The sequence below is a fragment of the Pseudorhizobium banfieldiae genome (assembly GCF_000967425.1).
GTDB classification, from domain to species: domain Bacteria; phylum Pseudomonadota; class Alphaproteobacteria; order Rhizobiales; family Rhizobiaceae; genus Neorhizobium; species Neorhizobium banfieldiae.
This window is the reverse complement of record NZ_FO082820.1, coordinates 2,176,949-2,190,660: the sequence shown is the minus strand read 5'-3', so window position 1 is coordinate 2,190,660 and position 13,712 is coordinate 2,176,949. Positions and strand designations below refer to the sequence as shown.

General features: G+C 61.0%; 15 protein-coding genes. 4 read left to right on the top strand and 11 right to left on the bottom strand.

The genetic code is table 11. From position 1 onward, the window contains the following. Position 1: 1 nt before the first annotated feature. Together gabD and NT26_RS23385 are read left to right on the top strand one after the other, a co-directional pair. A complete protein-coding gene (gabD, locus tag NT26_RS10720; RefSeq protein WP_052638815.1) occupies positions 2 to 1,474 on the top strand; it encodes an NADP-dependent succinate-semialdehyde dehydrogenase in 1,473 nt (490 codons plus the stop codon). 496 nt (positions 1,475 to 1,970) lie between these two features. Next, positions 1,971 to 2,237, top strand: coding sequence for a helix-turn-helix transcriptional regulator (locus tag NT26_RS23385; protein WP_082077678.1), 267 nt, complete (start codon positions 1,971 to 1,973; stop codon positions 2,235 to 2,237). Positions 2,238 to 2,303: 66 nt separating this feature from the next. Here the strand turns inward: NT26_RS23385 and NT26_RS10715 are convergent, their stop codons facing one another. The 4 genes from NT26_RS10715 to NT26_RS10700 all read right to left on the bottom strand — a co-directional run bounded on the left by NT26_RS10715 (position 2,304) and on the right by NT26_RS10700 (position 5,910). After that, entirely contained in the window at positions 2,304 to 2,906 is a 603-nt protein-coding gene (locus NT26_RS10715; protein WP_152338602.1) for a hypothetical protein, read from the bottom strand. 314 nt (positions 2,907 to 3,220) lie between these two features. Further along, entirely contained in the window at positions 3,221 to 4,570 is a 1,350-nt protein-coding gene (locus NT26_RS10710; RefSeq protein WP_052638813.1) for a tyrosine-type recombinase/integrase, read from the bottom strand. Between the two features lie 270 nt (positions 4,571 to 4,840). Next, positions 4,841 to 5,596, bottom strand: coding sequence for a BA14K family protein (locus NT26_RS23125; protein ID WP_052638812.1), 756 nt, complete (start codon positions 5,594 to 5,596; stop codon positions 4,841 to 4,843). A 116-nt stretch (positions 5,597 to 5,712) separates the two neighbouring features. Next, positions 5,713 to 5,910, bottom strand: a complete 198-nt coding sequence (locus tag NT26_RS10700) for a hypothetical protein (protein ID WP_052638811.1) — start codon at positions 5,908 to 5,910, stop codon at positions 5,713 to 5,715. Positions 5,911 to 6,093: 183 nt separating this feature from the next. Between NT26_RS10700 and NT26_RS10695 the strand changes: the two genes are divergently transcribed. Then, on the top strand, positions 6,094 to 6,438 hold the full coding sequence (locus tag NT26_RS10695; protein ID WP_052638810.1) for a PilZ domain-containing protein: 345 nt from the start codon (positions 6,094 to 6,096) through the stop codon (positions 6,436 to 6,438). A gap of 47 nt (positions 6,439 to 6,485) precedes the next feature. Here NT26_RS10695 and NT26_RS10690 read toward each other — a convergent pair whose 3' ends face one another. Both NT26_RS10690 and NT26_RS10685 read right to left on the bottom strand, forming a co-directional pair. Next, positions 6,486 to 7,196 (bottom strand): BA14K family protein, encoded by a 711-nt coding sequence (locus tag NT26_RS10690; RefSeq protein WP_052638809.1) that lies wholly within the window; start codon positions 7,194 to 7,196, stop codon positions 6,486 to 6,488. Between the two features lie 253 nt (positions 7,197 to 7,449). Beyond that, the gene (locus NT26_RS10685; protein ID WP_052638808.1) at positions 7,450 to 7,653 is read right to left on the bottom strand and encodes a CrpP-related protein; all 204 of its coding nucleotides are present in this window, start codon (positions 7,651 to 7,653) and stop codon (positions 7,450 to 7,452) included. A gap of 151 nt (positions 7,654 to 7,804) precedes the next feature. On the opposite strand from NT26_RS10685, the gene NT26_RS10680 reads away from it, so the two are divergent. Further along, positions 7,805 to 8,335: a hydrolase gene (locus NT26_RS10680; protein WP_052638807.1), complete on the top strand. Its 531-nt coding sequence runs from the start codon at positions 7,805 to 7,807 to the stop codon at positions 8,333 to 8,335. Here the strand turns inward: NT26_RS10680 and NT26_RS10675 are convergent. From NT26_RS10675 to ytfQ, 5 genes are all read right to left on the bottom strand, one after another. Further along, complete coding sequence (locus tag NT26_RS10675; RefSeq protein ID WP_082077676.1) at positions 8,303 to 9,091, bottom strand: FadR/GntR family transcriptional regulator; 789 nt, start codon at positions 9,089 to 9,091, stop codon at positions 8,303 to 8,305. The two genes, NT26_RS10680 and NT26_RS10675, sit on opposite strands and share 33 nt — an antisense overlap. Then, positions 9,092 to 10,093 carry a galactofuranose ABC transporter, permease protein YjfF gene (gene yjfF / locus NT26_RS10670; RefSeq protein ID WP_082077675.1) on the bottom strand — a complete coding sequence of 334 codons (1,002 nt, stop codon included), beginning with the start codon at positions 10,091 to 10,093 and terminating at the stop codon, positions 9,092 to 9,094. It lies immediately after the preceding gene. Beyond that, a complete protein-coding gene (locus tag NT26_RS10665) occupies positions 10,090 to 11,118 on the bottom strand; it encodes an ABC transporter permease (RefSeq protein ID WP_052638806.1) in 1,029 nt (342 codons plus the stop codon). Before NT26_RS10665 ends, yjfF begins: the two co-directional genes overlap by 4 nt. Then, positions 11,118 to 12,638 carry a galactofuranose ABC transporter, ATP-binding protein YtfR gene (gene ytfR, locus NT26_RS10660; protein ID WP_052638805.1) on the bottom strand — a complete coding sequence of 507 codons (1,521 nt, stop codon included), beginning with the start codon at positions 12,636 to 12,638 and terminating at the stop codon, positions 11,118 to 11,120. Before ytfR ends, NT26_RS10665 begins: the two co-directional genes overlap by 1 nt. Before the next feature lie 95 nt (positions 12,639 to 12,733). Beyond that, positions 12,734 to 13,693, bottom strand: a complete 960-nt coding sequence (gene ytfQ, locus NT26_RS10655; protein ID WP_052638804.1) for a galactofuranose ABC transporter, galactofuranose-binding protein YtfQ — start codon at positions 13,691 to 13,693, stop codon at positions 12,734 to 12,736. Positions 13,694 to 13,712 lie beyond the last annotated feature (19 nt).

Below are 13,712 nucleotides of genomic sequence, written 5' to 3'. Positions count from 1 at the left end.
CATGGCCACTCTGAGACTGAAAGACCCATCGCTCCTGGCTGACAAGTGCTTCGTCGCTGGTGAGTGGCGAGATGCGAACAATGGGGAAGTCCTGGAAGTCACCAATCCCGCCGATGGTACGGTTGTCGGGAGCGTTCCTCGAATGGGTGCCGGCGAGACGAGGTTGGCCCTGGAAGAGGCCGGCAAGGCCCTTTCCGGCTGGAGAGCTCTTTCCGGCAAGCAACGGGCGGTAATCCTGCGAAAATGGTTCGACCTCCTGATGGAGAACCAGGATGATCTCGCTGCCATCATGACCGCGGAGCAGGGCAAGCCTCTCGCTGAGGCGAAGGGAGAAATAGCTTACGCGGCATCCTACATCGAGTGGTTTGGTGAAGAGGCAAAGCGCGTCTACGGCGACACCATACCGGCTCCCACTGCCGACAGGCGTATCGTTGTCCTGAAGCAGCCGATCGGGGTGTGTGCGGCGATCACGCCGTGGAACTTCCCCGCTGCGATGATCACTCGCAAGGCCGGCCCGGCGCTAGCAGCTGGATGCACCATGGTGATCAAGCCCGCGAGCCAAACGCCGCTGTCCGCCCTCGCCCTATGCGTTTTGGCGGAGCGGGCAGGCGTTCCGAAAGGAGTGTTATCCTGTATTACCGGGTCGGCTGCGGAGATCGGTGGCGAGCTTACGTCCAACCCAGTGGTCCGAAAGCTCAGCTTCACCGGTTCGACCGAAATCGGCAAGGTTCTGATGGCCCAGTGCGCAGCGACTGTTAAGCGTACATCCATGGAACTCGGAGGAAATGCCCCCTTCATCGTTTTTGACGATGCCGATCTGGAAGCCGCTGTTAAGGGGGCTGTCGCCTCCAAATACCGCAACGCCGGACAGACTTGCGTTTGCGCCAATCGGTTCCTCGTCCAGAACGGCATTTACGACAGGTTCGTGCAACGCCTGGCGGAAGTCGTCGGGGCAATGCCGGTCGGAAACGGCTTCGAGGCGGATACTCAGATTGGTCCCCTGATAGATCAGAAGGCGGTAGCGAAGGTTGAGGAGTTGGTTTCTGACGCTGTCCAGCGGGGCGGGCGGGTACTGGTAGGCGGCGAGAGACATGCCCTCGGGCACAGCTTCTATCAACCGACAGTTCTGGCTGACGTGCCGCCCGGGTCTCAAATCTTCAACGAAGAAATCTTCGGGCCGGTCGCGTCTATCTTCCGCTTCGAGACAGAGAGCGACGCGATCAGACTCGCCAACGACACGCAGTTCGGGTTGGCAGCGTATTTCTACGGCCGTGACATCTCGCGGATTTGGCGGGTGGCGGAAGCGCTCGAGTACGGCATCGTCGGCATCAACGAAGGAATCATCTCTACTGAAGTCGCACCGTTCGGCGGCGTGAAGGAAAGCGGGAACGGCCGCGAAGGGTCTAAGTACGGCCTGGACGACTATCTGGAGATCAAATATCTCTGCATGGGCATCGAGACCGACATACCCTAGCCGCAAGGCGCAAAAAACCAAGAGAGGGCGACCAGCGTGACCCTGTTGCTGTCGGCCGCCAAATCTGGCGTTTACGGACGAGCGCGCTCTGCAACCGAGCGAATAACGGCGCGTGTATTGCCGGAAGGCCCTTCAACCGGCTGAGTTGCGGATGCGCCCGCACCCTCTTGCCGCGATTTCGGCGCAGGGTGCCGATCTCATATAAATGCTACTGCTGGCCGTGACTTCTTCGGTAGAATTGTAGACGTCACTTGCAGTTCCCGTTGATTGGGTCTAGCGTTTCCATCCCGCATTTTCGAGAAATGGAAGACTTTAAATAACGTAATATTTACCGTAACTTATAGCTTATACTTAAATTTTTTTGTGAGGAATTTTGGGTTGATCCACCATCCATCCAGGGTGTAGTATTCGTGCACCGCAAATCGCGTCTGACGTCGACCGTGCAATTGGTTTCCGGGCCGCAGATGCGGGTTGATCCGGACGGGGTCGAGCCGGAGTGTTGCGGTGCTCGCTGGCGCGCGACGGGAGGAGCTGTCGTTCGTCGGTGCCCAAAAAATGCAGGTGGGAGTTTCGGCCAGTGTTCGAGCTGCAGGGCTACTATACACTCAGAGAGGTCTGTAAACTGACGACGCTCTCCGCCACGACGATCTGGAGGCTCCGGAGGGCCGATAAATTTCCTGCGCCTGAGAGGCTCACAAGCGGACGTATCGGGTGGCTGAAAACCGTCATACATCTCTGGATGGCAAATCGGTCGACGCAGTGAATACACGTGAGACACGCTATATTCTGGAATGAATGCTGCCCCAGTTCCGCATACGGCGTTCTCCGGTCAAAAATAGCGGCCCGCCTTCTCCAGCTCGATGCCCAAGCCAACTGCCCCGCCCTCGATAACCGTTATGACCCCGTCGATGCCGCTGCCAAGGGACCATTTGGGCGTTTCCGCCCATTCCTTGACCCAGGGGAACCCATGAAAAGGGCTGTATGCTATCAGTTCTATTAGTCCTGTCGGCATTGATCGCTCGACCGTACTGGTGGGGCCGGGGTGCCGGTCCGGCCGGTAGTCTTTCTCGGGAATGTACCGACCCTCTCCTACGTAGCGCAGTTTCTTCTTCGCGGCGGCTTCCATCACGCAAAGCCCGATGGGCACGCCGTGGATGTAGGCCACGGTCGGCCGTAGGGGCGACCATAGCGCGCCTGCGCCATCGGTTTTTGTCATCAATGGATCGGGTCGTATAAGTCGTTCGAAAGCGGGTGCGATCATCACCCGATGTCCCCTGGATTCGAGTACGTGGAACAGGTCGCTTGCAAAGCGCAGACATCGCGCGGCCCCATCCCTGGAGGTTATGATGTCAGGCAGCAGCTTCTTTCGGGGACGGAGATAGCCATCTACACCGTGCTCGCTCTCACGGTAGTGTTCTTCAGCCTGCTTCACCAGCTCGTGCGGCGGCCTTCTCCTTCGTCCCGCAGACGGCTGGGCGGGTTCGGCCTGATAACGGGGCCGCTGCGCTGCCGGTTGGGCAGTTGCCTTCCCTTTGGTCCAGACCCGAGGCACGCCCGGTCGCGGGTCCGGGAGTTCGGGCCGCTGGTGGGCCTTTCCGGTCGCGAGCTTCCGCCAATACCCACGAGGCGGCGTGGGTACCTCGAGCAAACCGCAGACACGCCCGAGGTAGACGTCCGACACTCCCAGGTCTTTGGCAACGGTTGAGACCGGGTTGGACCAAACAAGGTCGTAGAGCTCTTCCCGCGTCAAGGCACACCGTCTCCCGGAGCACCATGCCAGCTTTTGGGAACATTTGGATCATCCCCAAAATGGTCGACCGTACCATCGAGGATAAAGTGCAGCCTTTCCGTGAAGCGGTCCAGCGCGTTTCGCATCTGCGGGAGATACTTGTATTGGTCATACACACCCTCAATGCCCTTTCGTCCATGGCCAATTATCAACTCGGCGACGACGTCGGGAACGTCAAGTGCCGAGAGGGCGCTCCTGACCAGGCGGCGCGTGTCGTGCAGGATGATGTGCTGGCTCCCCGCAGCGGGTGCGATTTCCCGTAGAGCGTCATCGATTCGTCCGCGGAACGCTTTCATTGCCTTCCCGAACCCGTTGATCGGTTTTTGTCCATACGTCGTGCTGAACACGTAGTAGCCGTGACCTGCGGGCTGGTTGCGCCGCAGTCGGTCAAGTAATGAGATCATAGTGTATGTGAGGGGAACCAGATGCTCCGGCTGTTCCTCCCCGTTCTTCACGCGGGACGCTGGTACTGTCCACAGAGCCATGTGCAAGTCGAATTCAGACCAGCGCGATCTGGCCAGTTCCGCTTTCCGTACCGCTCCGGTAAATATCACGGCCTCGAAAAAGGGTCCGTAGGGATAGGGGGTCGCCCTGGCAGCCATCATATATGCCCTCAGCTGGTAGACAGTCGGCAGAACCTTCCTCTTGTTTTTCCAGAGCTTGAGATCAGCGGGGGTTATGTTTGCGACCGGGTTGGCGGTTACGCCGTATTCGCCGCGTCGCGCGGGGAACATCGTCCAGTGGAAGAAGCCCTTCAGCAGGGCCAAGCAGTTGAAGGCCTGCGCGCGTGCCGGCCGGTCGCGAATGTCTTCGAGTAGTTTGGCGATGTCGGCGTCCGTGACGTCCGCGATCGGTTTCTCCAACCAGCTGTTCCCGGCGGGGTCGAGCATGTTGTGACGTATCGTCATGATATCGTTGGCGACGTGGCGGTTGCGTTTCCGCGTCGGTAGGTCGACGATGTAGTCCTCCATGACAGACCTGAACGTCCGCCGCCGTAGCATGAGCCTCTCACGTTCGGCGATCTTCCTTTCTTCTTTGGGGTCGAGGCCCCTTTGGACTTCGCGGCTCCATTGGAGGGCGGTCGCACGCGCTTCTTCCAGTGACATTGCCGGGAAGACCCCGATGGTCTTTCGGGTGGGTGATTTCCCGCCGGCGAAGCGCGCGACGTATACGAAGACCTTTTTCTTGGTGCCGACCCTTATAAAGAGGTTCGGCGTCTGCAAGTCGGCAACGTCATACCGCATGCCCGCGGCGGCGGGCGGCAATGAGCTAATGCCTTCCTCTGTGAGACCACGGTTTCTCGCCATGACACGGCTCCTTTTCGGGCAACATCTCGGGCAACCCCGGCGACGAGCGGCTCATTCTCGCCGACCACCGAAGTAGCGCGCGTTTTCCACGAAAAGTCAACGATTTCAATAGGTTCGAATTCAATTGAAACCTCCTGAAATCATCTGAAAGGAGGCGGCCAGTTGGCTCATAACCGCTTGGTTGGGGGTTCGAGTCCCTCCGGGCCCACCATTTCCGCTCATATCAAATTTTATCTCACCATCCAGTTAGGCCGCTCGCCCTACCGCGACCTACCGACACTGGCGCCGGGGGCCGCCGCCGTAGGGTTGGTAGGTGTTGTCCTCGGGGCGATAGGAGCGGTAGCGGGCGAAGCAGGATTTTGCGTGTTCCCAGGTGCCATAGCTGCTGGGCATTTCATCTGCCGCTGCCTGCTCCACGTTCTGGTTCGCGGGTTCCGCCGCGTCCTCCGCGAAACTGTCTTCTGCCGTGGGGGGCGGCGAGATCGTGTCTTCCTCGGACAAGGCGGCCTGGTTCTGCGGCGTCGTCGAGAAGGGCGACTTGCACTCCCGCCGGCCGCCGCTGTAGGGCGTGTAGCTGTTGTCCCGGGGGCGGTACGACCGATACCTGGAGGAACACCACTCAAGATGCGCCTCGCTCAACTGCGGCTCTTCGGGTGCGCCCGCGGATGCCTCAAGCTGGTCAGGCGATATGGAGCCGGTCATCGTGGTGTCGATCGCCACGTCTTCCATGCCATCAGCGGTGTCGCCTGCAGCGGCCATTGCCGTTCCTGCACTTGTCGGCGGCCGGGATCGATCCTGGTTGGCCGCCAACGCCGGCTCTGGTGCCGCTGCCCGACTCGGAAGGCGCTCGAAGTTGTTGCTCGCAGAGTCGATCCGCACCGGATGGTTGGTCCACAGATCGGTCGTGTCCGCCAGCTGCTTCTTCTCATCGCCAGAGGAGAAATAGAGGGTTGCTGCAACGAGACCAGCTACGAACGTGATGACGGAAAAGCAAAGCCCGCCCAAGATCGTCAAGACCACCTTCATGATGCACTCCAGAATTAGCTGAAGGCAAAATGTTCACAGATGGTGTGGGTTCCCTGAAAAACGCATCTGGGACCAAAGTCCGGCAGTCGTTGGGCGCTATCGGCCCTCCGCGTGATTCAGCTCATCAAGGCACCGAAGTCGACTTCCTGGCGCACGCCGCGCTCGTAAAGCTGGACAAGATCGGCCGCGATATTCTCGGCTTCCACGCTGGTCTTCTCGAGCCCCCGCCGCTGACAGACAAGGTTCAGAACGCATTCCAGAAGCTGCAGTTCAGCGGGCTCCAGGGGCCTGAGGTTCGGTTGATAATCAGTCATGTCGCCAGTGTGGCCCTGCCAGTATGAACGGCAGGTGAACCAGCGATAGGGACTGAAGTCCTATCCAATTCCGAGCAGGATTCGTAAAAAGACTGTCTTTTGTCAATTTTAGCATTCTCCTCAATCCCGCTGTAACGGGTTGGTGCCACGCTTTCCTCTGAAGCAGCGTGAGGAACTGTTGACATGCACCAACTGAGCGGGAAGGCAGGGGGTAGAAAGACAAGGAGGGCGCTTCGACGGCAGACCTCCGCGGACGTTGCGATCATCTACATGGGCCTGGAAACGCCAGGCCTGCTGCGGGACCTATCGACGAGCGGCGCGGCAATTGAGTTGAGAGGCGGCTTCCGCGGCATGGTGGGAAGCTCGGTCAAGCTCACCTGCGATGGCTTGTGCACGGTGGAGGCGCACATACGGTGGTTCCGCAATGGCCGGATCGGCGTCGAGTTCGACGGCTGCTCCAACACCGCGGCGAAGGTCCATGCCTATTTCAAGTACTATCATCGGGAGATGATGTTTCAGGTGGCGTGATCCCGGTTGCAAAGCCCCGTCACGCCGACATTACGGATGTCGGCTGCTCAGCCGAATGGCGACATGCATTGCCGCCGCGGCCCGTCATAGGGTTGATAGCTGTTGTCTTCCGGACGGTAGGATCTGTATCGCTGCAGGCACCATTCCACATGCGCATCCATAGGCGCTTCCATGTTGGCAGCACGGGTCGCGCCGGTGAAACTAACCGGTTCCGCAGCGGGAAGGCCTGATTGGGCAATATCCTCGTAAGCGGCTTCGTCCGGCAGATCTACATCCCGCGATGCAATCACCTCAAGATCAGCCATATAGGGCGACTCGCATTCCCGGCGCGGGCCGTTGAATGGCTGATAGCTGTTGTCTTCCACGCGATAGGAGCGATACTGGCCCGAGCACCAGTGTGCATGCGCGGTGGAGGCGAGGTCCATGGGATCCACCGCCCCGGTTGCGGTCTGGTCGAGACCTGGATCTGCTTCCTGCCGGCCCCTTGATGCGAGCCGCATCTCCTCTTCCATCTCGTTGGGAACATCCACGGCCATCGCCGCGAAGACCGGTGGCACCGGTGCCGCCGCGATCCGTTCGTAGTCCTGCGCTTCACGGTTTACCGAGACCGGATCATTGGTCCACAGTGGCGCCCCGTCGAGGTTCGCGAAACGGTGCGGCTCGTCCTCGGAGATCAGCCAGCTGAAGCCCATGAACCCGCCGATGAAGAGGAGTACTGCGAGGCCTAATCCGAGGATCAGCGACACGAGGGACTTCATGGTATTCTCCGCATTCGACATTTCAGGTCTAGAATGCGGGTCGGACCGAGGAGTTCCCGGCCATGCTCCGGAGTGGGTGGTTCAGGTCCTGGTAAGAATCTTCGCCTAATCTGAACGGCGTAGAATACTGGAGACCGCCGTGAGAATTCTTGCCCTGATCGCCGTCCTGATGCTTGCCGCCTGCACGACGACTGTGCCGTCCGACTACGAACCCCCGAAGACGACGCCCGTCTACAATTAAAGTTTGGAAGAATTAAGGATCATCCTGCCGCCAGGCGTTCTCGATGAGCCAGCCGAACAACCAGGCTTCCGCCTTCGAGCGCCATTCTTCTGCAGGCTCGCCTGTGGCCTGCGGCAGGAGTTCGCGTGCAAGGAACGGGTTGCTTTCGTGCCCGAGGCCGCGCAGCCTTGCGGCTATGCCTTCCTGCTGATGACTGACGAGCGTTTCGAGCGACACGGTTAACCTGCTGGCGTAACTGCAATATCAGTTGATTCTAATTTCCGCGACCATGTCAGAGTCGACGAAGCAGCGCAACGATCCGAATTGACCTTCGTCAGGTGAGGCCGTCTGGGAGGATCGATGGCGCAACTGGTGCGTTTGCTGCCGCATGATCTATTTCACGAGCGATACTCATTTCTCCGACCCTCGTGTCCTTGCGATCGACCGTCGGCCGTTTTCCAGCAGGGCCGAACACGACGAGGTTCTGGTCGACTTGTGGAACGCAACGGTTCTCCCGGACGACGAACTCTGGCACCTGGGGGACTTCATGTGGGCCCGGCAGGGGGAGCCGGACATGTTGCTCCGGCGACTGAACGGCAGAAAGCACCTCATCATCGGCAACAATGACCCGGATACAGTCATCAGGGCGACGGGCTGGGCGAGCGTGCAGCATTATGCGGAAATACGGATCGACGGGCAGATGCTCGTGCTCTGTCATTACCCTTTCCGAACCTGGAACCAGATGGGCAGGAAGTCGATCAACCTGCATGGCCACTCGCATGGGCGGCTGAAGCCGATGCCGCGGCAGTTCGATGTCGGGGTGGATGCGAGGGAGTTTAGGCCGGTCACTCTCGAAGACCTGACCGCCGGACGCCGCGGGACGACGTCAGGAGGCCGAGGCGACGGGCAGGGGGGCTGACGGTTCGTCCGGCTCCGTTTGGGAGGGTGGTGCGATCGAAGCGCGAATGCGGCTCTTGCCCACCTCGATCACGTGCCGCATGGCCTGCACCGCCTTCTCCGGATCGCGCGAGGCAATCGCATGGGCGATGCGAAGATGATTGCTTGCAACTTCGGCGATCTTTTCCGGTGAGGCCGCCGGCGAAGAGAGCTGGAAGGAAATCGCCAGCGCCGCTTCGACGATGGCGCTTGCCGACCGCATGAAAGGGTTGCCGGACATGCGCGCGATCGCCTGGTGGAATTCCAGGTCCACCTGGGCGATGGTTTCTGGCGTGTGGCTCTGATCGTCAAACCTTGCCGCGATGGCATAGAGCTGGACGATATCGTCATTGGAGGCGCGCCGGGCCGCTGCCGCTGCCGCCGCGGGTTCAAGGGCCATCCGCATCTCGGCGAGGTGCTCGATGAAGTCGAAGTCCAGCCCGGACTGGCAGCGCCAGCCGAGCACATCCGCATCGAAGAAGTTCCACTTCGAACGATCGAGGACACGGGTGCCGACCTTGGCTTTAGGTTCTATGAGCCGCTTGGCAGCAAGCGTCTTCATCGCCTCTCGCAGCACCGTGCGCGAGACGCCGAACCGGGCCGAGAGTTCGGCGTCACCGGGAAGCAGGGAGCCTTCGGCAATCCTGCCGGCGACGATTGCGCTGCCGAGTTCCGCGACCACATGCGCATGACTGCTGCGACCCTTGCGGCCGGTGATCGTCGATTCAAGCAGTCCCAATCATGCCTCCTTCAGGCGTCCCTCTGCCAAGCGCCCCTCTGCAAGCTTGCGATCCGAATACCATACAATGCCGCGCTGCAGGACAATGAAGGTGAACAGCAGGATGCCGATCACGATCTTCGTCCACCAGGAGGATAACGTGCCGTCGAACACGATATAGGTCTGGATGAGCCCCTGTATCAGTATGCCGACAAATGTTCCCGCCACAAGTCCGGCGCCGCCGGTCAAAAGCGTGCCGCCGATCACCACGGCGGCGATGGCATCCAGTTCCACCCCGACGGTCGCCAGCGAATAGCCGGACGAGGTGTAGAGCGTGTAGGCAATCCCGGCGAGGCCAGAGAGGAAGCCGGAGAGTGCGTAGATGCCGACGGTCGTGCGCGTGATGGGAACTCCCATGAGTTCGGCGGACTGTGGATTGCCGCCGATCGCATAGACGTTCGCGCCGAAGCGTGTGCGGCCGGCGACAAAGGCTCCGATGACGAAGACGAGCAGCATCAGCATGGCCATGGCGGTGAGGCGCCCGCCGCCCGGGAAGCGGCAGTAGAAGCCCTGGATGGCATCGATCACGGGATGGGAGATCGGCACGGATTGCGTCGAGATCAGATAGGCTACGCCGCGGGCAAGGAACATGCCGGCTAGTGTCACCACAAAGGGCGGAATGCCGAGGAAGCGGATCATGAGCCCCATGGCCGCCCCGAAGGCGGTGGAGATGGCGAGTACGGCGCAGAAGGCGATGATCGGATTGACGCCGAGGCTTCCGACCATGACCGCGACGAAGACGCTGGTGAACGCGATCACCGAGCCGATCGACAGGTCGATGCCGCCCGACAGGATCACGAAGGTCATGCCCACCGCCGCAATGCCGAGGAAGGCGTTGTCGGTCAGCAGGTTGCCGATCACGCGGGTCGACAGCATGTTGGGAAACTGCAGGATGCAGGCGAGGTAGGCGAGCAGGAAGATCGCCAAGGCCGCGACGAAGGGCAGGTTGCGGGCGTGGATCATGGCGCTGTCCTTTCCGCCTTGACCGGCTCGGCCGTCCGCCGGCCCGGCTTCAGGAAGCCGAGCAGGGCCACGATCGCCGGGGACTGCAGCGTCAGCACAAGGATGATGATGCCGGCCTTGATGACCAGGTTGAACTCCGGAGGGAAGCCGGAGACGAGGATGCCGGTGTTGATCGACTGGATGATCAGGGCGCCGATGAGCGCTGCAAGGATCGAGAAACGACCACCGTTCAGGGAGTTGCCGCCGATCACCACCGCCAGGATGGCGTCGAGTTCCAGCCAGAGCCCGGCATTGTTGGCATCGGCGCCACGGATGTCGGCGGTGACGATCAGCCCGGCGACCGCCGCCATGAGGCCGGATATCGCGTAGACGAAGAAGAGCAGGAAGCGGGCGCGGATGCCGGCAAGCATGGCGGCACGACGGTTGATGCCGGTCGCCTCCATGAGAAAGCCGAGTGCCGAGCGGCGGACCAGAAGGCCCACCAGAAGCGCTGCGCCGACCCACATCAGGATCGGGATCGGAATGCCGAGGAGTGTGCCAGACCCGAAGGCTGCAAAGCTCTCGTTGTTGAAGGTAAGGATGACACCCTCTGTGATAAGCTGCGCGATGCCGCGGCCGGCAACCATCAGGATCAGCGTGGCGATGATCGGCTGGATGTCGAGGACGGCCACGAGAAAGCCGTTCCACAGGCCGCAGAGCAAGCCTACACCAAGCGACAGGGCAATAACGGTCACCAAGGGGTGACCATCGCTGATCAGCGTCGCGGCAACCGCACCGCAGATGGCGATGACGGCACCGATCGAGAGGTCGATACCGCGGGTCGCGATGACGAGCGTCATGCCGATCGTCAGCAACGCGACCGGTGCGGCGCGGACCAGCACATCCACGAGACTGCCGTAGAGGCGGCCATTCTGGAGGGTGATGTCAAGGAAGCCGGGCGATAGCAGGCTGATCAGTGCGATGATGATTGCCAGTGCGGCGAGCTGCGGCGCGATGCGGCGCAGGCGTCGGGTCAGCGCGTTCATCAGACGACCTCCGTCTGCGACGGCGCTGCGATCGCCTTCATGATGTTATCGGCGGTGATGGCCTCACCGGTAAGTTCGGCCACGTGACGACGATCGGCAAGCACGATCACCCGGTGGGCGACGGCGGTCAATTCCTCCAGTTCCGAGGAGATGACGACGATCGACATGCCGTCGGCGCACAGCTTCTCGATCATCTTGAGGATTTCGGCATGGGCCCCGATGTCGATGCCGCGGGTCGGCTCGTCGAGGATCAGCAGGCGCGGATGGGTAGCGAGCCAGCGCGCCAGGATCGCCTTCTGCTGGTTGCCGCCGGAAAGGAACTTGATGGGGCGATCCGGATCCGGCGGCCGGATGTCGAGAGACCTGATGTACTCGTCCGCCAGGCTGCGCTTGTCGCGGGAGGAGATCGGTCTTGCCCACCCCTGTCTTGCCTGCAGGGCGAGCGCGATGTTCTCGCTGACGGAAAAATCGCCGATGATCCCGTCGGACTTTCGCTCCTCCGGGCAGAAGCCGAAGCCGTGGCGGATGGCGCTCTCTGGCGAAGTTATCCGGACTTCCCCGCCATCGATGCTGGCCGTGCCGCTGTCGGGTGTTTCCACGCCGAAGAGCAGAAAGGCGGTTTCCGTGCGGCCGGAGCCGAGCAGGCCCGCGATGCCGACCACTTCACCAGGTCGGATGTCGAGATCGAAGGGCGCAACGGTTCCTCGCTTTCCGTAGCCGGAAAAGCGGATCGGTGCTTCGCCTGCCTCCACCGTGGTCTCCGCGGCGTGGTGATCCCGGGTGATGTGCTGGAGCTCCCGGCCCAGCATCATGGAGATCAGGTCCATACGCGGCAACTCGCCGATCGGCCGGCTACCGACTAGACGGCCGTTGCGCAGCACGGTCACGCGGTCCGAAATGGCGTAAACCTGGTTGAGGAAGTGCGTGATGATGATGATCCCGAGCCCCTGGTCGCGCAGGCGACGCAGCACGGCGAACACCATCTCGACCTCATGGGAATCGAGGCTCGCCGTCGGTTCGTCCAGCACCAGGACCTTCCCTGACAGGTCGACTGCCCTGGCGATCGCGATGATCTGGCGAATGGCGACGGAGTAGGAAGAGAGAAGGGCATCGACATCGATGTCGAGGCCATAGCCTTCCAGCAGGTTTCGCGCTTTCCTTCGCATCTCCCGCTTGTCGACCAGGCCGAACCGTCGCGGCTGGCGACCGAGAAACAGGTTTTCCGCAACGGTCAGGTTCTCCAGCAGGTTCACCTCCTGGTAGACGGTACCAATGCCAAGCGCCTGCGCCTCTGCCACGTTGCCGGGTTCGATCTTCGCCCCGTCCAGCATGACGCTGCCTCTGTCGCGGGTGTAGACGCCGGTCAGGATCTTGATGAGCGTCGACTTGCCGGCACCGTTTTCGCCGAGCAGCGCGTGGATCTCTCCGCGGTTGAGCGTGAAATCTACGTTATCAAGAGCGGTGATGCCGAGAAAGCTCTTGCCGATGGCGCGCGCTTCCAAAAGGGGAGTGGGTTCCATGTGCGGAATGTCCTGCGGCCGGCGGCCGGAACCGCGTGCGACGATTCCGGCCGTTGGTTCAGGGAGGAGACGGCGAAGCGCCCCCTCCGGCTCGATCAGTAACCGAGGTCCTTCTTGGACTCATAGACCTTCATCGGGTCATCAGCGGCCGTATAGAGCTTGGACTCCGTCTGGATCCACTTCGGCGGCTCTGTCTTGTCCTTCAGATAGGCTTCGAGAACGTCGAAGGCCGGTCCGGCCATGTTCGGCGTCAGTTCCACCGTAGCATTGGCTTCACCGTCTGCCATGGCCTTGAAGATGTCCGGCACGGCGTCGATCGAGACGATCTTGATGTCGGAGCCCGGCTTCAATCCCGCTTCCTTGATCGCCTGGATTGCGCCGACGGCCATGTCGTCGTTATGGGCATAGACAGCGCAGATATCCTGGCCGCCGCCTTCCGCCTTGATGAAGCTCTCCATGACTTCCTTGCCCTTGGTGCGGGTGAAGTCCCCAGTCTGCGAACGGGCGATGGTGATGTTGGAATGACCTGCGATGGCTTCTTCGAAGCCCTTCTTGCGGTTGATGGCAGGCGAGGAGCCGGTAGTGCCCTGGAGTTCCACGACCTTGCAATCCTTGTCGCCCACCTCCTTCACCAGCCAGTCTCCGGCGACCTTGCCTTCGTGAACCTGATCGGACGTGACGGCGGTGAGGTAGAGATCGTCAGGTGCCTCGATCTGGCGATCGAGCAGGATGACGGGGATCTCCTCTTCCTTGGCTTCCTTCAACACCGCTTCCCAGCCGGTGGCGACAACGGGAGCCACGAGGATTGCATCAACCCCCTGCGCGATGAAGCCACGGATGGCCTTGATCTGGTTTTCCTGCTTCTGCTGTGCATCGGCGAATTTGAGGTCGATTCCCCGCTTTTCAGCTTCCTGCTTTGTCACGGTCGTTTCGGCTGCACGCCAGCCGGACTCGGAGCCGATCTGCGAGAAGCCGACGGTCAGTGATTGCGCGGAAACAGTGGATGCGAGGCATGCGGTAAAGGCGACGGTAACCGCCGCGAGAGCCTTCTTCATCTTAAATCCTCCCAGAAGA